This window comes from Nostoc sp. PCC 7107, from assembly GCF_000316625.1.
Taxonomy (GTDB): Bacteria; Cyanobacteriota; Cyanobacteriia; order Cyanobacteriales; family Nostocaceae; genus Nostoc_B.
The window spans coordinates 1,662,546-1,682,777 of sequence record NC_019676.1 but is presented as its reverse complement, the minus strand read 5'-3'; the positions used below and the strand labels follow the sequence as shown (position 1 = coordinate 1,682,777).

Annotated in this window: 17 protein-coding genes; 13 read left to right on the top strand and 4 right to left on the bottom strand. The window is 40.7% G+C overall.

Annotated features, from left to right (window positions below; all coding sequences use genetic code 11):
• The first annotated feature begins 6 nt into the window (after positions 1-6).
• From NOS7107_RS07230 to NOS7107_RS07170, 13 genes are all read left to right on the top strand, one after another.
• Positions 7-639, top strand: a complete 633-nt coding sequence (locus NOS7107_RS07230) for a 2OG-Fe(II) oxygenase (RefSeq protein ID WP_015112324.1) — start codon at positions 7-9, stop codon at positions 637-639.
• Complete coding sequence (cas6, locus tag NOS7107_RS07225; protein WP_044499803.1) at positions 617-1,456, top strand: CRISPR-associated endoribonuclease Cas6; 840 nt, start codon at positions 617-619, stop codon at positions 1,454-1,456. The genes NOS7107_RS07230 and cas6 overlap by 23 nt, the downstream gene beginning before the upstream one ends.
• A 36-nt stretch (positions 1,457-1,492) precedes the next feature.
• Positions 1,493-2,086 (top strand): CRISPR-associated protein Cas4, encoded by a 594-nt coding sequence (cas4, locus tag NOS7107_RS07220; protein WP_015112322.1) that lies wholly within the window; start codon positions 1,493-1,495, stop codon positions 2,084-2,086.
• 139 nt (positions 2,087-2,225) lie between these two features.
• The gene (gene cas1d, locus NOS7107_RS07215) at positions 2,226-3,230 is read left to right on the top strand and encodes a type I-D CRISPR-associated endonuclease Cas1d (RefSeq protein WP_015112321.1); all 1,005 of its coding nucleotides are present in this window, start codon (positions 2,226-2,228) and stop codon (positions 3,228-3,230) included.
• Between the two features lie 60 nt (positions 3,231-3,290).
• Entirely contained in the window at positions 3,291-3,584 is a 294-nt protein-coding gene (gene cas2 / locus NOS7107_RS07210) for a CRISPR-associated endonuclease Cas2 (RefSeq protein ID WP_015112320.1), read from the top strand.
• Between the two features lie 116 nt (positions 3,585-3,700).
• Positions 3,701-4,165, top strand: coding sequence for a chemotaxis protein CheW (locus NOS7107_RS07205; protein WP_253274528.1), 465 nt, complete (start codon positions 3,701-3,703; stop codon positions 4,163-4,165).
• Positions 4,166-4,186: 21 nt separating this feature from the next.
• Entirely contained in the window at positions 4,187-5,425 is a 1,239-nt protein-coding gene (locus NOS7107_RS07200; protein ID WP_015112318.1) for a protein-glutamate O-methyltransferase CheR, read from the top strand.
• A 359-nt stretch (positions 5,426-5,784) separates the two neighbouring features.
• Entirely contained in the window at positions 5,785-7,437 is a 1,653-nt protein-coding gene (locus tag NOS7107_RS07195; protein ID WP_015112317.1) for a methyl-accepting chemotaxis protein, read from the top strand.
• A gap of 172 nt (positions 7,438-7,609) precedes the next feature.
• On the top strand, positions 7,610-9,280 hold the full coding sequence (locus NOS7107_RS07190; RefSeq protein ID WP_015112316.1) for a methyl-accepting chemotaxis protein: 1,671 nt from the start codon (positions 7,610-7,612) through the stop codon (positions 9,278-9,280).
• Positions 9,281-9,327: 47 nt separating this feature from the next.
• Entirely contained in the window at positions 9,328-10,041 is a 714-nt protein-coding gene (locus NOS7107_RS07185; protein ID WP_015112315.1) for a chemotaxis protein CheW, read from the top strand.
• Positions 10,041-12,281 carry a hybrid sensor histidine kinase/response regulator gene (locus tag NOS7107_RS07180; protein ID WP_015112314.1) on the top strand — a complete coding sequence of 747 codons (2,241 nt, stop codon included), beginning with the start codon at positions 10,041-10,043 and terminating at the stop codon, positions 12,279-12,281. Before NOS7107_RS07185 ends, NOS7107_RS07180 begins: the two co-directional genes overlap by 1 nt.
• Positions 12,282-12,284: 3 nt before the next feature.
• Complete coding sequence (locus tag NOS7107_RS07175; protein ID WP_015112313.1) at positions 12,285-13,280, top strand: chemotaxis response regulator protein-glutamate methylesterase; 996 nt, start codon at positions 12,285-12,287, stop codon at positions 13,278-13,280.
• 262 nt (positions 13,281-13,542) lie between these two features.
• Complete coding sequence (locus NOS7107_RS07170; RefSeq protein WP_015112312.1) at positions 13,543-14,874, top strand: ATP-binding protein; 1,332 nt, start codon at positions 13,543-13,545, stop codon at positions 14,872-14,874.
• 94 nt (positions 14,875-14,968) lie between these two features.
• Here NOS7107_RS07170 and NOS7107_RS07165 read toward each other — a convergent pair whose 3' ends face one another.
• The 4 genes from NOS7107_RS07165 to sufB form a co-directional block, all read right to left on the bottom strand.
• Positions 14,969-16,231: a cysteine desulfurase gene (locus NOS7107_RS07165; RefSeq protein WP_015112311.1), complete on the bottom strand. Its 1,263-nt coding sequence runs from the start codon at positions 16,229-16,231 to the stop codon at positions 14,969-14,971.
• A gap of 157 nt (positions 16,232-16,388) precedes the next feature.
• Positions 16,389-17,750: a Fe-S cluster assembly protein SufD gene (gene sufD, locus NOS7107_RS07160; protein ID WP_015112310.1), complete on the bottom strand. Its 1,362-nt coding sequence runs from the start codon at positions 17,748-17,750 to the stop codon at positions 16,389-16,391.
• Positions 17,750-18,538, bottom strand: a complete 789-nt coding sequence (gene sufC, locus NOS7107_RS07155) for a Fe-S cluster assembly ATPase SufC (RefSeq protein WP_015112309.1) — start codon at positions 18,536-18,538, stop codon at positions 17,750-17,752. The genes sufD and sufC overlap by 1 nt, the downstream gene beginning before the upstream one ends.
• Positions 18,539-18,601: 63 nt before the next feature.
• Complete coding sequence (gene sufB / locus NOS7107_RS07150) at positions 18,602-20,041, bottom strand: Fe-S cluster assembly protein SufB (RefSeq protein ID WP_015112308.1); 1,440 nt, start codon at positions 20,039-20,041, stop codon at positions 18,602-18,604.
• Positions 20,042-20,232 lie beyond the last annotated feature (191 nt).

The window sequence follows — 20,232 nt, the reverse complement described above, 5'->3', positions numbered from 1 at the left end:
TCCCCAGTGAAGCATTACCAGCAACAAACCAACGCCTTCCCCAGCGATTACCTAAACAACTTATGGGGAGAAATCCAAGCTTGTCCTTACTTTGCTATCAACAATCTCAACCGTGATTTTGTCGCCACTAAAGGATTTTCTGTAGTATTTCAGCGTTCTGGATTAGCAAAAGTAGAACAGCAATTTCCCTACTTCAAACCTTACCTCGATTTAGCTCTCCAGCCGAATTGTAATGCTTTTTACCTCAATCCTTTACAACTAAAAGAAGGCTCCCGCGTCGATCCGCATATCGATCGCTCTTTGCGTTCCTACTCCAAAACCATAGAACCGCCTGCTGTTGTCAGTGTCCTCTATGTGCGCGTACCTGCGGATATGGAAGGGGGAGAACTGGTATTGCGATCGCACAAACGCCAACTTGGACAAATTAAGCCCCAATTCAATACTTTAGTTTATTTTCAAGGTGATTTAACCCATTCGGTTAATGCTGTCAAAACCCCAGGAAATCGCCTAAGTCTTGTTTGTGAACAGTATAGTTTGAGTGAAACTGAACTCGTAGATATACCAGAGTTTACTATAGAGTCCAGAGTTGCTCAGTCTACCACAAAGAAAAAAAAGTATGCCGCACAGCCTAGTCCTTAACCTCCTTCCTCAGTCGCTAATTCCGCCGCAGTATCTCACGGGGAGACATTTACACGCTTTATTTTTAACCCTTGTCAGTTCTGTAGATCGACAATTAGGCGATCGCCTCCACGATTCCACCGCAGATAAAGCCTTTACCCTCTCCCCTTTGCAAATTAATCACAACACTAACTCCCCCCTTTTGAAGGGTGGTAGAGGGGGATCTAAACTACGCTGGGAACATCAACAACCCATTCCCGCCGGAACTCCTTGCTGGTGGCGTGTTTCCTTGTTAGATGACACCCTGTTTAGTCAACTAACGCAACTATGGCTCAATCTTAATCCTCGCCACCCTTGGCATCTTGGCCCGGCTGACTTGTATATTACCAGTATTCAAGGCACACCCCAATCAACGCAACCTTGGGCAAATGCTTGCACCTATAGTCAATTGTACGAGGAAGCTAGTAAAACTGAACGCTCTCTTAACTTGAGCTTCGCCACACCCACCGCCTTCCGTCAAGGACATTTTGATACAACTCTCCCTACCAGAGAATGTGTTTTTAATTCCCTACTTTCGCGGTGGAATAAATATAGCGGGATAGAATTATCTGGAATTTCTCTTGAGTCAATATTTCCGTCTTTTATTAACATTCATACAGAAATATTAGCTGACTCTCGTAGCAAATTTATTGGCATTATTGGCGAAATTAATTATCGCATATTAGGTGAAGCTGAACCCATGCAAATTAAACAACTGAACACCTTAGCTAACTTTGCTGTATATGCAGGAGTCGGACGTAAAACAACAATGGGTTTAGGCATGGTGCATCGAATTTAAAGTATGAAGTATAAAGTCTGAAGTGTGAAATAAATTATGAACGATATTGAATATATTCCAATTGCGGCATTAAACCAATATGCCTACTGTTCGCATCGCTGCTGGCGGATGTTTTGTGCAGGAGAATTTGTTGATAATCAATACACAATTGAAGGTACAACTTTACACGATCGCGTCCATACTATAGGTGAAGGACAGCGAGAAGAAACTTGGCAAATCCGGGCAATTTGGTTGAAATCAGACAAGTATAAACTTATTGGTAAAGCCGATTTAATAGAATTAGAAAACAGTGAATGCTACCCTGTAGAATACAAACGCGGACGCAAAGGTGAATGGGATAATGATGAATTGCAAGTCTGCGCTCAAGCTTTGTGCTTAGAAGAAATGACAGGGAAATCTATCAACACTGGCTATATTTACTACGCACATTCACACCAACGTCAACTAGTAGAAATTAACGATGAATTACGCCAAAGTGCGATCGCCACAATTGAAGCCGTACAAATGCTATTGTTTACAGGCGCAATGCCCAAAGCAATCAAAACCAAACGCTGTGACGGATGCAGCTTATCTCCTCAATGTCTCCCTCAATCAGCCGATAAAGTAAAACGCTATCAAGAAGCTAGTTAATTTGTAATTCATACTAATACTATTAAGCCTCACGCAAAGGCACAAAAAAGAACGCAACAATAACTCTGTGTAACTCTGCGAGAACTCCGCGAAACTCTGCGTTAAAAAACTTTCTTTCACCTCTAATAAGGAAACAATCATGGGTACAGTTTACATTTCCCAAGAAGATGCTTTCATTGGCAAAATTGACGAACGTCTCAGCGTCAAATTCGAGAAAAAGATAATTTTAGATGTACCACTCATCAAAATAGATGGCGTAGTAATTTTAGGACGCGCGACCGTTTCGCCTGCTGTGATTTCTGAACTGCTACAACGCAGTATTCCCCTAACATTCCTCACAGAAAATGGTCGTTATTTAGGACGCATAGAACCAGAAGTAACTAAAAATATATTTGTTCGCAAAGCCCAATGGCAAGCCGCCGGAGAATCACCCCAGGCGATTCATGTTGTCCAAGGATTTGTCCGTGGTAAATTGAAAAATTATCGTCAGATTCTCACCCGTCGTCAGCGCGAATCTTCAGATATAGATTTATCTAAAAAGATTACACAATTAGAACAAGCGATCGCACCAATTGACACAACTCACAATATCAACTCACTGCGTGGTTTAGAAGGTGCGGGAAGTGCAGCTTATTTTGGTTGTTTTAACGAACTAATTCGCAACGTAGAATTTCAATTCTCTCACCGCCTGCGCCGTCCGCCAACAGATCCGGTGAATTCCTTACTCAGCTTTGGTTATTCATTATTGCGCCATGATGTGCAAGGGGCGATTAATATAGTTGGGTTTGATCCATATTTAGGATATCTGCATTGCGATCGCTATGGAAGACCCTCTCTCGCATTAGACTTAATGGAAGAATTTCGTCCGCTTGTGGTAGATGCAGTAGTTTTATCTACTTTAAACAAGCAACTGCTAACACCCGCAGACTTTATCACTGAACCCTTAAGCGGTGCAGTTTCCCTCACACCCGAAGGACGTAAAACATTCTTGCGCTTATATCAACAGAAAAAACAATCCGAATTTAAACATCCCGTTATGTGGCGCAAATGCACTTATCAAGAAGCCTTTGAACTCCAAGGGCGACTATTGGCGAAATATCTCATGGGTGAAACAGAGAAATATCCGCCACTGGTTTTGAAATAACTCTTACTCTTCCTCTGCGCCTCTGGGTGAGACAAAAATTCAACAACGCTCAAGAAAAAAATGACAGAAAAGTTAAAAAAGAAAGTCGTTGTATCTTACGATGTTCCAGAGGACAAACGCCGCACTAAAATTCACAAAATACTCAAATCTTATGGACAGTGGGTGCAGTATAGTGTGTTTGAGTGCCAGCTGACCGAAACTCAGTATGCGAAATTGCGATCGCGCTTGCACAAACTAATTAAACCAGACACCGACAGCATCCGCTTTTACTTTCTCTGCGCTTGCTGCTTTGATAAAATCGAACGCATCGGCGGTGAACAACCCCGCAACGAAACCATTTTCTTTGCAGAGTGAGTAGATAAATGGATAAATTATAGAAAATCAAGCTTGAGTAAATGTCAAAATTAAGTTCGTTTAGTGCATAAAATGGGTAACTTGAGTAAGTAACATAAAGAAATATATCTATGCTCATGTTACTTTTCAAAATTGGTAATGAGAGATATGCGATCACTTCTCAAGAGGTAATCGAAGTTCTACCAATGGTTTTGCTCAAAACTTTGCCACATACACCAGAACATATAGCTGGTGTATTTAACTACCGTGGTCGCATTGTACCAGTCCTCGATTTATGCCAATTGATACGGAGTAAACCTTGTAGCAATAACTTGAGTACGCGAATTATCTTAGTTAACTATTGTAGAGGTAATCATACTCAAAATGTTTTAGGTTTGATGGCAGAACAAGTTGTAGAAACATTGCACAAATCTGAAAGTGAGTTGGTTGATTCTCACATTCACATAGATGCAGCGCCATACTTAGGCAAGATCCTCTTAGATAAACAAGGGATAATTCATTGCATTCAAATTGAAAACTTGTTATCTGAAACAGAGCAAATTAATTTCTTGTCAGAAAATCTTTTAAACACAGTTATTTAGATTAGTTGAAAGACAGTAATAATGGCACAATCTGTCATCGAAGCTTTACTGAGAAGCAAAATTGGTTTGGATGTTAACTCAATTGGTTCTGCTGCGATCGCTAGTGCTGTTAATCAAAGAATGGCAGACTGTAACATATCGCAGATGTCCAGCTATTTAAGATATTTGCAAGATTCTCCGCAAGAATGGCAAGCACTAATTGATAGCGTAACTGTACCAGAAACTTGGTTTTTTCGGGAGCCGGAATCATTTGCGTTGCTCAAAAGTTATGTATTATCAGAATGGCTGCCGCAAAACTCCCAAAAAGTTTTGCGGGTTTTGAGTGTACCTTGCGCCACAGGTGAAGAACCATACTCAATTGCGATCGCTCTTCTAGAAGCTGGATTAACATCTGCTCAATTTCATATAGATGCTGTTGATATTAGTCAACAGTGCTTGTTAAAAGCCAAAAAAGCAATTTACGATAAACACTCATTTCGTAGTAGTAATTTTGAGTTTTATGAGCGCTATTTTCAATCAATTAATTCAGAATCTTATCTACAAAACTCAGTTAAAAGTTCTGTCAATTTTATCAAGGGCAATTTAGCAGATACTCATTTTTTAGGTAATACACAGGTTTATGATATAGTTTTTTGTCGTAACTTATTAATTTACTTTGATCACCAGACTAAAGCACAAACTATTGACATTTTAGAAAAATTAATAGTTGCAGGCGGATTATTATTTGTTGCCGCTGCGGAAGCGGCATTGCTGATGAAAACTCAGTTGGTACCTGTGCGGCATTTTTCAGCGATCGCCTATCAAAAGTTAATTAACCCTCAAAATTTTATTCAGGAAAATTATACTAATTATCAATCAACAATTCGTCCTCAGTTAGCAACCCAAAACACTACTGAATTTCCGATCAAGAACAAGGAAGAAATTTCTTCCCAGAAACCAATATTAGCAAACAACTTCAACAGCAACTTATTAGACGTAGCTAAAACTGCGGCTAATCAAGGTCGCTTAGAGGATGCAGTAAAACTATGCAATGACTACCTCAATCAAAATCAAATGAATACTGAGGCTTATGTTCTGCTTGGTGAAGTGCAGCAAGCAATGAGACAAAATGAGCGGGCTGTACAATCTTTTCAGAAAGCAATTTATCTACAACCTAATCACGAAGCAGCATTAACTCATTTAGCATTACTCAAAGAACAGCAGGGAGATAGGGCTGGTGCTAGTTTACTTTGGCAGCGCATCTACAGATTACAACGTTAAAAAAATTAGCTTAACCTACACTGTATAAGATCTGACTGCCATCGAATTAAATTGAGAAAAATTTACCTTTATTTAAGTAAATTAATAAACTTTAGCAAAATTTAAATATATTAATTGTTACTTTGGATTTGAATTTGGGAATTTTAGTATTTGTGAGCTTTGATAGTTTTAATAGGAGTCTAATAAAAATAGGACTTACGCACAAGTTACGGAATAACGAACCACAGAGACGCAGAGGACACAGAGGAATGAGAGTTTGAGAGGTTTTTTGCGTAAGTCCTAAAAAATATTTTAGACTAGAAAATTTATTCATATTATTAAGCTTACACTTCATCATTATTAAACCTAAAAAACTAAAAATGTTAGATAATTGGAAACTCAAAGACAGAACATTATTAGGATTTTGTGTACCCACAGTGTTGATTTTTGTGTTTAGCGTCATAGTTTATGCTACTAGCAATCAGACAAGAATCATCTATAGACAAGTGGGAAGGTCAAACGAAGCAATTATCGGCACAAATGATATGGCTTTGAGCATATCTAATATGAATTTGGCAATTCGGAGATATTTATTTGATCCGCAAAAGCATCAGGATGCACTGGAGAGATACAGAATTTTTTACAAAAGTTTTCAAGATGGTTTCAATCGCTCATCTAATGTGATTGAAGATGAATTACAGAATCAAAGATTGCAAGTAATGCAAAATATGTTGGAGGAATTTGATGCTTTAGTTAAAATGACAATTACAACTCCAAACTTCGAGAAAAATAAAGATTTAATTAATCAATATCTCAAAAAGTCCAAAGATATGGCAGATAGGTTTCGTCAAATAAATGAGGAGTTTGCCAATCGACAAAAGGAAATGATGGGACAAAAGATTGAAGGGACAAAATTAATGCTCAACTTGATGAGCTTATTAGCGGTGTTAGTAACACTTTCGACTGTGGCGATCGCCGTTTTTGTCACTTTATTAATTTCTAAGTCTTTAGGCAACAGAGTTGAAACTGCTGTAACTGTAGCAAATCAGATTTCTGCTGGTGATTTAACTTCCTCGTTAGCTGAAAGTGACTTTAATAGTAAAGATGAAATTGGGCAAATATTGGCATCTTTTAAGACTATGCTGCAAAAGCTAAATACCTTGATTCGTCAAGTCCAAAGCTCAGGTATTCAAGTGACCACCTCAGCCACGCAAATAGCCGCGTCTGGGAAACAATTAGAAGCAACACTGACAGAACAAGTAGCATCAACAAATCAAGTCACAGCCACAGCCAAAGAAATAGCCGCCACGTCCAAAGAACTAGTCAACACAATGGAACAAGTGGTCACAATGTCACAAACGACAACTAGCGCCGCCAACACCAGCCAAAAAGATTTGCTGCGAATGGAAACTAGTATGCGTCAATTGGCAGAAGCAACAAATACAATTGCCAACAAATTGGGCATGATCAGCGAAAAAGTGAACAACATCAACAATATAGTCCTGACAATTACCAAAGTTGCCGACCAAACAAACTTGTTATCGTTAAACGCCGCTATCGAAGCGGAAAAAGCCGGAGAATATGGCTTAGGTTTTGCCGTAGTCGCCAGAGAAATTCGCAGATTAGCAGACCAAACAGCAGTTTCCACTCTGGACATAGAACAGATGGTCAAACAGATGCAATCTTCTGTATCGACAGGGGTGATGGAAATGGACAAATTTGCAGCGGAAGTTGGGCGGAGTGTGACAGATGTCAGCAATATTAGTATGCAGATTGGGCAAATTATCCAGCAAGTACAGGAGCTAAACCCACGTTTTGCAGCGGTAAATCAAGGGATGGAAATGCAGTCACTAGGAGCGCAACAAATTAGTGAGGCAATGGTGCAGTTAAGTAGTACCTCAGTCCAGACTACTGATTCACTCAGGGAAATTAATCAGGCGATCGCTCAACTTAATCAAGTTTCCCGTGGCTTACGTCAAGAAGTTTCGATCTTCAAAGTTAACAATAATATTGTTGAGCCGACTTTATCGTAATTTCAAAATAATCATCCTCAAATACGGATGTCAATCTGACTCCAGAAAGGCTATTAATGGCTAATTCGCTTAGGTTCAAATTTTGTGGCAAACTCAAACCCATAAATGATGACTTTTATTTATTAGGTATTAACAGCTATTTCAATAAACACAAATATTAAAATAAGATAATATGCCACAAAATATTAAAATTAATCAATTTGTGATCGTTGGCTGTGCAATTATTGTTGGGTTAACCGGTTTTGCCAGCTATATTTCTAACTCAACTACCAATTCTCTCATAGAGTCTAATAAGTGGGTTAATCATACTTATGCAATTAAAACCCAGTTAAAAGAACTCGAAAAATCTTTAATTGATGCTGAAACTGGTCAACGGGGATTCATCATTACAAAAGAAAAAAGGTATTTAGAACCATTTAATTTAGCAAAAACAAAATTAAAAAATACATTTTTGGAAATCAACAACAAAATTTCTGACAATTCAGCACAAATTAAAACTCTTGGAGAAATTAAAAAATTAAGCCAAGCCAAAGTAGATGAATTGGAAACAACTATCAATATGAAGCAAGTTGGTCAAGAACAAGAATTATTAACTGTGATTTTGTCAGATAAAGGCAAAAAAATCATGGATGAAATCAGGGAAAAAATGAATGTCATGTTAGAGGTAGAAGACCAAAGTTTAGCAGAACGCAAAAAGCAAGCTAATCAAATTCAAAACTTTGCAGTCTTTGTGAATTGGGGAAATTTCTTTTGTATTGTGATTGTCACCATTGCTGTTTGTTTAGGGATTATTCTCATTCCTAGCCGAGCGTTGGCGCGGGCTTTGCAAACTGCATTTCATTTAGCAGACCGAGTGGCTGCGGGTGATTTTACTAGTAATGTGGAAATCACTGCTGATGACGAGATTGGTAAGTTGATGGCGGCACTAAAAACGATGACGCAGAAATTGAGTAGTTTAATTCGTCAAGTCCAAAGCTCAGGTATTCAAGTTACCATCTCAGCCACGCAAATAGCCGCGTCTGGGAAACAATTAGAAGCAACACTGACAGAACAAGTAGCATCAACAAATCAAGTCACAGCCACAGCCAAAGAAATAGCCGCCACGTCCAAAGAACTAGTCAACACAATGGAACAAGTGGTCACAATGTCACAAACGACAACTAGCGCCGCCAACATCAGCCAAAAAGATTTGCTGCGAATGGAAACTAGTATGCGTCAATTGGCAGAAGCAACAAATACAATTGCCAACAGATTGGGCATGATCAGCGAAAAAGCGAACAACATCAACAATATAGTCCTGACAATTACCAAAGTTGCCGACCAAACAAACTTGTTATCGTTAAACGCCGCTATCGAAGCGGAAAAAGCCGGAGAATATGGCTTAGGTTTTGCCGTAGTCGCCAGAGAAATTCGCAGATTAGCAGACCAAACAGCAGTTTCCACTCTGGACATAGAACAGATGGTCAAACAGATGCAATCTTCTGTATCGACAGGGGTGATGGAAATGGACAAATTTGCAGCGGAAGTTGGGCGGAGTGTGACAGATGTCAGCAATATTAGTATGCAGATTGGGCAAATTATCCAGCAAGTACAAGATTTAAATCCTTATTTTGCATCTGTAAATCAAGGGATGGAAATGCAGTCACTAGGAGCGCAACAAATTAGTGAGGCAATGGTGCAGTTAAGTAGTACCTCAGTCCAGACTACTGATTCACTCAGGGAAATTAATCAGGCGATCGCCCAACTTAATCAAGTTTCCCGTGGCTTACGTCAAGAAGTTTCGATCTTCAAAGTCAAGACCGATGATCCTGCATCCTTCACGCCAGTTGATGCAGCAGCTTAACCAAGAGGCAAGGTGAAAAATAACAAATGACTATTGACGATTGACTTATGACCACTCAAGTTGAAAGTTGTTGGAATGTAATTGGGATTGAAGGCGATCGCACTTGTGCGGAATTAGCTACACATACTCATTGTCGCAATTGTCCAGTTTACTCGGCGGCTGGTCGCTACCTATTAGAACGCCCAACGCCAGAAAAATATCGTCATGAGTGGACACAATTACTGGCGGAATCTCCCACCGAAAAAACTTCGCATCTGCCTACATACGCTTTGCGGACAAAAGAAACGTTGACAGTTGTGATTTTTCGTTTACAACAGGAATGGCTGGCGCTTCCTGCACAGGTTTTCAAAGAAACCACACCTCCGAGTGTGATTCATACTCTACCCCATCGACAAAACCAAGTCTTACGCGGATTAATCAATATTCGTGGGGAATTGCTGTTGTGTGTTTCCTTAAGCCACTTGTTGAATATTGAATCTAGCGATACTCTCCGACAAGGATTAAGTCTAGTATCTCATTCTCGGATGGCCGTCATTGAAAAGGCGGGTAACGCTTGGGTATTTCCGGTTGATGAAATATATGGTGTCCACCGATTTCATCGTCGCAAATTACACGATGCTTTTAGAAAGGTCACGCAAACAACCCAAACTTATACTAAAGGATTATTCTCCTGGCAACCAACGAATTGCCCGACATCCCACACTGTTGGTTATTTGGATGATGAACTCTTATTTACCAGTTTGGCGAGGAAGGCGCAGTAATGATAGAAGACTCCGATCTCAGCCAAATGTCTTTGTTGGATTTATTCAACATGGAAGTCAAAACCCAAGTTGTGGTGCTAAATAACTGTTTGTTGGCGCTAGAAACTAACCCTGACCCCAAATCAGAATTAGCAGCCTTAATGCGGGCAGCCCATTGTATTAAAGGTGCTGCCAGAATTGTCCAAATTGAACCAGCTGTCGCCCTAGCCCATGTGATGGAAGATTTTTTTAGTGGGGCGCAAGTGGGAAAAGTTAATTTAACAGCAGATTGCGTTGATCTGTTGTTGCAAGGGGTAGATATGCTGCAAAACATCGCCAATAACCCAAATTTGCAACAAGGAAATCATCCTCATATTCAATCTTTAGTGAATGCGATCGCCAATATTTCCAATGCTGTAACTATCCCGGCAATTATTCCCCAAGTCAAGATTCTACAGCCAACACCCCAGAGAGAACCGCTAAAACCAGAAATCACTCCAGAAGCATTAGTTAGTCCGCAAAACCGCACAGTGCGAGTTAGTACAGATAATCTCAATCGCTTGATGGGATTAGCGGGAGAAACAATAGTTGCCAACAAGTGGTTAGAATCATTTACCAACTCATTTTTGCAAGTCAGAGCTAATCAAATCGAGTTATCCCAGCTTGTGACTAAGTTACAAGAACTATTGAGCGATCGCCAACTTGGTCAACACATTCAAGAACAGTTAAATATCATACATCAAAAAAGCAGCGAATGTACGCATTTAATTAGCGATCGGCACAACGAATTAGAATCATTTTCGCAACGTTTTGGCAACCTTGCCCATCGCTCCTATCGAGAAGTAATTGCCACGCGGATGTGTGCTTTTGCTGATGGTTCGCAAGGGTTTCCGCGCATGGTACGCGACCTCTCTCGGCACTTGGGTAAGCGCGTCAAGCTGGAAATCAAAGGTAAGTCTACCTTGGTAGATCGAGATATTCTTGAGCGATTGGAAGCTCCCTTAACTCAACTTCTCCGCAATGCTGTTGATCACGGGATAGAATCTCCTTCAGAACGAGTCGCTCAAGGTAAACCAGAAGAAGGCACAATTATCATTGAAGTTGTCCATCGCGCTGGGATGCTATTGATCACTGTCTCTGATGATGGACAGGGAATTGATATCGAGTTTTTGCGTCAAGAAGTTGTCCAGCAACAACTAGTCAACGCAGACATGGCAATTCAACTGACCGAAGCTGAATTAATGGAATTTCTATTATTACCAGGATTTTCTACCACACAAATAGTCACGGAAATTTCTGGACGGGGTGTAGGTTTAGATATTGTCCACAGCACAGTGCAAGAAGTTGGCGGTACAGTCAGGGCAGTTTCCCAACCAGGAAAAGGGATGAGTTTGTACTTGCAGTTACCCATTACCCTATCCATCGTTCGCACCTTGTTAGTGGAGATTGGAGATGAACCTTATGCCTTTGGGTTAGCCAGAATTGAGCAAGTGCTGATGTTAGCCAAATCAGACATTGCTACCTCAGAAAATCGTCCGTTTTTCTTGCTAGACAACCAACCTGTAGAGTTAATTTCCGCCCGTCAAGTTTTAGAGTTACCTCCACCTGTGGTCAATCCCGATGCACTAGCAGTAGTTGTGATTAGCGATCGCCTAAATCATTATGGATTAGTTGTTGACAGATTTATCGGCGAATACACTTTAGTTGTTCGGCCTTTAGATCCTCGCCTGGGTAAAGTTCCCAACATTAGCGCCGCCGCCCTCATGGATGATGGTTCTCCAGTTTTAATTATCGATGTGGAAGATTTAGTTCGTTCTATTGCCAAGGTTGTTGCTAGTGGGCAAATTAGTCAGGTAAATCAGGCGAAGCAGCAGAAATTGACCAAAACTTACAAGCGAATATTAGTAGTTGATGATTCCATTACTGTTCGGGAAATGGAACGCAAACTTTTAGAAAATCACAGTTATCAAGTCGATGTGGCAGTTAATGGAATGGATGGTTGGAACGCAGTGCGTGGGAGTGATTATGACTTAGTAATTACAGATATTGATATGCCCAGAATGAATGGCTTTGAACTCACAAATCACATCAAAACTCATACTAAGTTAAAACAGATACCCGTGATTATTGTCTCCTACAAAGACCGCCAAGAAGACCGAATTCAAGGTTTAGAAGCAGGTGCAGACTACTATCTCACCAAAAGCAGCTTTCATGATGACACTTTATTACAAGCCGTAATTGACTTAATTGGTCAAGGATGAGTAATGAGAATTGCCATTGTCAACGATATGCGGATAGTGGTAGAAGCATTGCGGCGGATGTTAGCCACAATCCCAGAATATGATTTGGCTTGGGTTGCCTACGATGGTGCAGAAGCTGTTAGCAAATGTGCTGTTGATACCCCTGATTTAATTTTGATGGATGTTTTGATGCCTTGCATGGATGGAGTGGAAGCCACAAGGCAAATTATGAGTCAGTCGCCTTGTGCAATTATCATCGTCACTGCCAATGTGAATTTGTATGCAGCTAATGTTTTGGAAGCTATGACCTATGGGGCGTTAGATGCTATCAATACACCTGCTGAGGGTAGTACAGGTTTATTAAAGAAAATTGCTACCATCGCCAAATTAATTGGCAAATCCCCTCAACTGCGAACAGTGAAAAAACCTAGACTTTTCCCCAAATTATTCCCACCACTTATTGTCATTGGTGCTTCCACTGGCGGCCCTCAAGCCTTGGTTCAGATTCTCGCGCAATTTCCCCCAAATTTTCCGGCGGCTGTAGTGATTGTGCAGCATTTAGATGCTCAGTTTGCACCAGGTTTTGCAACTTGGTTGAATGAACAAATTCTCTTATCTGTGGAAATAGCCAGTATAGGTTCAAGACCACAACCAGGAAAAATTCTCTTAGCTGGGACAAATCATCATCTCGTTATGAATTCTAACTTGAGTTTTGACTATCATGAACAACCATCCAATTGTCTTTATCGGCCATCCATTGATGTCTTATTCAAAAGTGTGGCAGAACATTGGATGGATCAAGGAATTGGGGTGTTGCTGACTGGGATGGGAAAAGATGGCGCTCAAGGTTTAAAACTCTTGCGCGAAGCAGGCTGGCATACAATTGCTCAAAACCAAGAAACTTGCATTGTTTATGGTATGCCGAAAGCAGCGGTAGATTTAAAAGCTGCCGTGGAAGTTTTGCCAGTTGAGGCGATCGCTCATGCTTGCACCAAGATATTACGGATGTCGGCAAATTAAGCTAAATAAAATGAATTTTACTACAGTAAATTTACTGTTTTTCTGATGTAAATATACTTAATTCAGTCCATTTCTTTTATATTTATTAGTTAGTTTTCTTGAAGTATTAATATGCTAATTTTTATATCTAAAGTCATATTTACCTTTGTTTACATTAAGTTATAATAAGGCAATACTAAAAACATCTACGAAGACTTTTTAAATTAATTAATTATTACATTAATAATCTAGATAACTTCACCTTTATAGGCGAGAAACACGAATGCTATTACCTCAATTGAGTATGCAGTTAACATCATCAGAACAAGTCACAGAATTAAAGTTGCACACAGAGAATGTCAAAATTTTATTAATTGATGATCAGGCAATATTTGGTGAAGCAATTGGTAGAATGATTGCGAACGAAACAGATATTACCTTTAATTATCTTAGCCAGCCATCAGCCGCAATTCAAAATGCGATCGCCTTTGAGCCAACGGTGATTTTGTTAGATTTAATTATGCCAGATATGGATGGTTTAATGTTATTGCGTTGGTTCCGGTCTCATCCATCAACTTGTGAAATTCCCATCATTATGCTATCGAGCAAAGAAGAACCAATCCTCAAAGCAGAAGCATTTGCTGCGGGAGCTAATGACTATCTCATAAAATTACCAGATGCCATTGAATTAATTGCTCGCATTCGTTATCACTCCAAAGCTTATAACAACCTTAAAGCCCTCTCAACTGCTACTGCAACAGCCAAACTCCAAGCACAGGAACTAGAAACTACTCTTCATAAGTTGCAAACAACTCAAGTGCAACTAATTCAAACAGAAAAAATGTCTAGTTTGGGTAGGATGGTTGGTGGTTTAGCCCATGAAATCAATAATCCTATTAGTTTTATTCATGGGAATTTTCATTATCTTCACGAACATATTCACACTCTTTTAAGGTTAATAGAACTGTACAAAAAAGAGTATCCTGAAGCTCAAAAATTCATGGAAGATGAAATTGGTGATATTGACCTAGACTTTATCATTGAAGACTTTCAAAAAATTCTTTCATCTATGAGAATAGGCACTGATCGGATTAAAGAAATTGTGCTGTCTTTAAGAAACTTTTCTCGCCTTGATCAAGCTGATAGAAAAGCTGTAAGTATTCATGATGGCATTGAAAGTACTCTATTTCTGTTAAATCATCGGCTGAAACAAGAAATAGAAATAATTAAAGACTATGGAAAGTTGCCACTGGTGGAATGTTACCCAGCACAATTAAATCAAGTATTCCTTAACATTATTAATAATGCCATAGATAATTTATTAGAGAATAAAAATTCTGAGGATCAAAAGCAAATTATTATTAGAACTGAAATCACTGAATCACAAACTATCAAAGTTAGAATAATAGATAATGGTTCTGGAATTGAACCAGAAATTCACAGTAAAATATTTGACCCATTTTTTACAACTAAACCTATTAATAAAGGTACAGGTTTAGGTTTGGCAATTAGCTATCAAATTATTGAAAGTCATCATGGTAATATTTCTGTCAATTCTCAATCGGGTGATGGCGCAGAATTCATCATCGAAATTCCCATCAGCGTCAATAGTTAATAGCAGAATTTCTCCCAAAACTAAAATTGTGCCAATTATCAGCCGTGTATGAGACTGAGGGTTGACACAATTATTCGGAAAATATTGAATAAGTTTAACCGAAGATACCAGCAAAGAAGTCAAGAGTTTCTTTTAATGCTTTGATGAATACGTCAATTTCCTCACGAGTATTGTAGAAATATAAACTTACTCGTGCAGTTGCTGGCAAACTTAAATAGCGGTGTAATGGTTGGGTGCAGTGGTGTCCAGAACGGATGGCAACGCCTTCTTGATCTAATAATGTAGATAAGTCGTTAGCGTGGACATCGCCGACTGTGAATGCAGCTAAAGCGGCTCTATTTTCTCCATTCGCATCAGGTTTGGGGCCGTAAATGCGAATTTGAGGAATTTTTTCTAATTGCTGGAATAAATGAGCGGTTAACTCAGCTTCGTAGGCATGAATTTTATCCATACCGATACTTGATAAATAGTCTATCGCAGCACCGAGGGCGATCGCTTCTCCAATTGCAGGTGTCCCAGCTTCAAATTTGTGGGGCAATTCGGCATAAGTAGAATGATCTAAATATACCTCAGCAATCATTTCGCCACCGCCAAAAAATGGTGGCATTGCTTCTAACAATTCCAGCTTGCCATATAAAAAGCCTATCCCCGTTGGCGCACACATTTTATGTCCCGAAGCCACCAACCAATCACAGCCGATGTCTTGAACATCGACTTTCATGTGAGGCACACTTTGACAAGCATCAACTAAGAATTTCGCACCGTATCTGTGAGTAATATCAGCAATTTCTTTCACTGGGTTAATACAACCCAAAGTGTTAGAAACATGAACAATTGACACCAGTTTTGTTTTCTCAGAAATCAGTTGTTTAAACTGTTCTAAATCAAATGTTTCTTCTGGTGTTAGTTCAACAAATTTTAGAACTGCACCTGTTTTTTGCGCCACAAATTGCCAAGGCACAATATTACTGTGGTGTTCCATCACCGACAGAATAATTTCATCCCCTGGCTGCAAATTGTTCATCCCCCAGCTATAAGCAACTAAGTTAATTGCTTCGCTGGCGTTGCGGGTGTAGACAATTTCTTGGCGAGATGCAGCATTAATAAATTGGGCAATTTTATCGCGTGCTGCTTCATAAGCATCAGTGGCTTTAGCACTGAGGGTATGAGCGCCACGATGGACATTAGCATTGTATTGCTCGTAATAATTCCGCAGGGCATTTAAGACAAGCAAGGGTTTTTGCGATGTCGCCGCATTATCGAGATAAACCAAGGGTTTACCGTTGACTTCCTGGTGTAATATCGGGAAGTCAGCGCGGATTTTATCTGCAAGAGTTTTGGTAGCTGTAAAAGTCATTGGTTAAGAAAAAGAATGAAGTGTGAAGTATGAAGTATGAAGTATGAAGTGTGAAATATTTAAATTTTGTCCTTAAGTTTTTACTCTTCGGATTTTCAGCTTTCATTGTTCATGCTGCAAATTTTTTCAGACTTCAGACTTCAGAATTCAGACTTTTTTAGTCATTGGTTAGGGACTTAAAGCTAGTGACTGTGTTTAGCAATATGTCTCTGAGGGAAGCAACAGGAACTTTGTTGATGATTTCGGTGGCGAAGGCGTTAATTAATAAATTCCGCGCTGCACTTTCATCAATTCCGCGGCTTTGGAGATAGAAGATTTCATCATCTTCTAACTGACTCACAGTTGCACCGTGAGCGCATTTGACGTTATCGGCGGTAATTTCTAATTGGGGCTTGGTATCGACTCGCGCCTTGGAGGATAGTAGTAAATTGCGATTTAACTGCGCTGCGTCAGTTAACTGTGCTGGCTTAGGTACAAATACTTTACCATTGAATACTGCATGAGCGCGATCGCCAACAATACATTTGTGCAATTGTTCACTTTTACCATAAGGATAATTGAGAGCGATCGCACTATGAGTATCCGCAACTTGCTTACCAGAAATCATCGCCAAACCGTTGAGCGTAGTTTCAGTTTGCTCACCAGTTTGCAAAATCTCCAAATTATGGCGTGATAACTTTGCCCCTAAACTAAAAGCATTACAGGTATAGCGACTATAACGAGCTTGGTTAACCGCAGTCTTACCAACGTGAAACGCCTCTGCGCCTTCTAGCTCAACTCTAGTATGATTTACCGCAGCATTCTCACCAACCCAAACCTCCGTCACCGCATTGGTAAAATAGCTCTTACCCTCCGCGCCCTCTGTGTCTCTGCGGTTCGTAAACTCCTCCACCAAAGTCACCTGCGAACCAGTTTCCGCCACCACCAAACAACGCGGCTGGGAAATAGTCGCCGTCTCACCAGCAACCGAAATAAACAGCAGATGAATAGGTGTGTCAACCACGACATTTTTACCCACCCATACAACTGCTGCATCCGTTAAACCAGCCGTATTGAGAGCCGTGAATACTTCCAAAGCTCCCTCAGCTTGAGCGAGGTACTTGCGGATGCGATCGCCTTCAACTGTTAAACCAGCTAAATTACCTACAACAATACCATCAGGTAAATTAACAGCAGATAACTCCGGCGCATAAACCCCATTAACAAATACCAACCGATTATCAGTTAGAGAAGTTACCTTTAACACCGCTACATTATTAACTGGCTGCGCCTTGCGAAATTCCACACCCCGCAACTCAGACAAATCAGTAAATCGCCATTCTTCCTCGCGGGTGGTAGGGATAGTGGAGTGACGTACCCAATTTGCAGCTTGTTGGCGTAATTCCTGCAACCCATCTGCTTCAGTTACACTTACTTGATTTAACAACCCAGTCAAATAAGCATCTCTATCCAACAGAGAAGACACCAAACTGACTGCATCTGAGTTAGGAATAGCACTAGGAGAAACTTGAATAGACATTACACACCCACCTCAACCGCACTTTCCTCCAAAATCCAGTCATAACCGCGAGACTCCAACTCTACTGCCAGTTCCTTCCCGCCACTGGTGAGAATTTGTCCCCGCGCCATCACATGAACAAAATCCGGCACAATATAATTCAGCAGACGTTGGTAGTGGGTAATCATAATCGTCGCATTGTCTGGATTAGTCAGCTGATTTACCCCATGCGCGACAATCTTCAGCGCATCAATATCTAAACCTGAATCTGTCTCATCCAGAATTGCCAACTTTGGTTCTAACAGCGCCATTTGCAGAATTTCATTCCGCTTTTTCTCACCACCAGAAAAACCTTCATTCACACTTCGACTGAGGAAAGCCGCATCCATCTTCACCACATCCAGCTTTTCCTCAATCAAATCATCAAAATCAAACGCGTCTACCTCTTCCAACCCTTGCGCCTTCTGCCGAGAATTGTACGCTACCCGTAAGAAATCCAAATTGCTCACACCAGGAATTTCTAGAGGATACTGAAACGCCAAAAACACCCCAGCCCTAGCGCGTTCTTCCGGCTCCATTTCCAACAAATTTCGTCCTTGGAAAATCACCTCACCGCCAGTCACCGTATACGCTGGATGTCCTGACAACACCTTAGAAAACGTACTCTTCCCAGAACCATTCGGCCCCATAATCGCATGAATCTCTCCAGCGCGAACCTCCAAATTCACACCCTTAAGAATCGGCGTACCACCAACCTCAGCCGTCAAATCCTTCACCGACAGCACAACTGCACTATTTTCAATAATCATCTTCTCTCTCTCTTCTCTCTCTTCGCGCGTCTTTGTTACTCAGCACTCAGCACTCAGCACTTTTTACCCAACACTACCTTCCAACTTCAAACTCAACAACTTATCAGCCTCCACCGCAAACTCCATCGGTAGCTGATTAAAAACATCCTTACAGAAGCCGCTAATCATCATCGAAATAGCATCTTCAGAAGAAATGCCCCGTTGAGCAAAGAAAAATAGCTGATCTTCCCCAATCTTAGAAGTCGAAGCTTCATGCTCCACTTTCGCAGCTTTATTTTGGACTTGAATATAAGGGAAAGTGTTAGCGTGAGCATTATCCCCAATTAACATAGAGTCGCACTGAGAATAATTTCTCGCGCCTTCAGCCTTCGGGTTGATTTTCACCAAACCCCGGTAACTGTTACTAGAATTACCTGCGGAGATTCCTTTAGAAATAATCGTACTGCGAGTATTTTTACCGACATGAATCATCTTCGTCCCGGTGTCGGCTTGCTGCATATTGTTTGTCAACGCCACCGAGTAGAACTCACCCACAGAGTTATCCCCAACTAACACACAGCTAGGATACTTCCAAGTAATTGCGGAACCCGTTTCTACCTGAGTCCAAGAAATCTTAGAATTTACACCTTGACACAAGCCACGCTTGGTAACGAAATTGTAAATCCCGCCTTTACCGTTAACATCGCCGGCGTACCAGTTCTGCACAGTAGAATATTTAATTTCCGCGTTATCCAAAGCCACCAGTTCCACTACTGCGGCGTGGAGTTGGTTGCTGTCATACATTGGCGCGGTGCAACCTTCCAAATAAGAAACATAGCTACCTTCTTCGGCGACAATCAAAGTCCGTTCAAATTGTCCCGTATCGCCAGAGTTGATGCGGAAGTAGGTAGACAATTCCATTGGGCATTTTACGCCTTTGGGAATATAGACAAAAGAACCATCGCTGAAAACTGCGGCGTTTAAGGCGGCAAAATAATTGTCAGCAATGGGGACAACACTTCCTAAATATTTCTTGATTAATTCTGGGTGTTCCTGTAGTGCTTCGGAAATGGAACAGAAGATAACGCCGTCTTCAGCTAGTTTTTCTTTGAAGGTAGTAGCGACGGAAACGCTATCAAAAATTGCATCTACGGCGACGTTTGCCAGACGTTTTTGTTCTGACAGGGAAATCCCCAGCTTCTCGAAGGTTTCCAGCAGGGTAGGATCTACTTCGTCTAAGCTGTTGAGTTTTGCTTTCTTTTGCTTGGGCGCAGAGTAGTAAATGATATCCTGATAATTAATCGGCGGATATTTGACGCTAGGCCAAGTTGGTTCTACCATTTTTTGCCACTGGCGATAGGCTCTCAGACGAAAGTCGAGCATGAATTCCGGCTCATTTTTCTTGGCGGAAATCAAGCGAACAACGTCTTCACTAAGTCCACGCGGGATGGTATCGGCTTCGATATCTGTAATAAAGCCGTACTTGTAAGGTTGGTTGACTAGGGATTTGACAGTGGCACTCATCGGTAGTAGTCTCTCGTGTTCCGTAAATGGATCTCTTGAAGGATGGAAGACGGGCTGGTTTATCGCCGATGCCGATCTCGCATTATCGAGTGGTTCACACGGCTGTTAGAATAAGGATGGAGATTAAAACAACACCCATGTTGTTTAACGTATCTTCATTTTACGCTAAATTAACAACAACAATGTTGTTA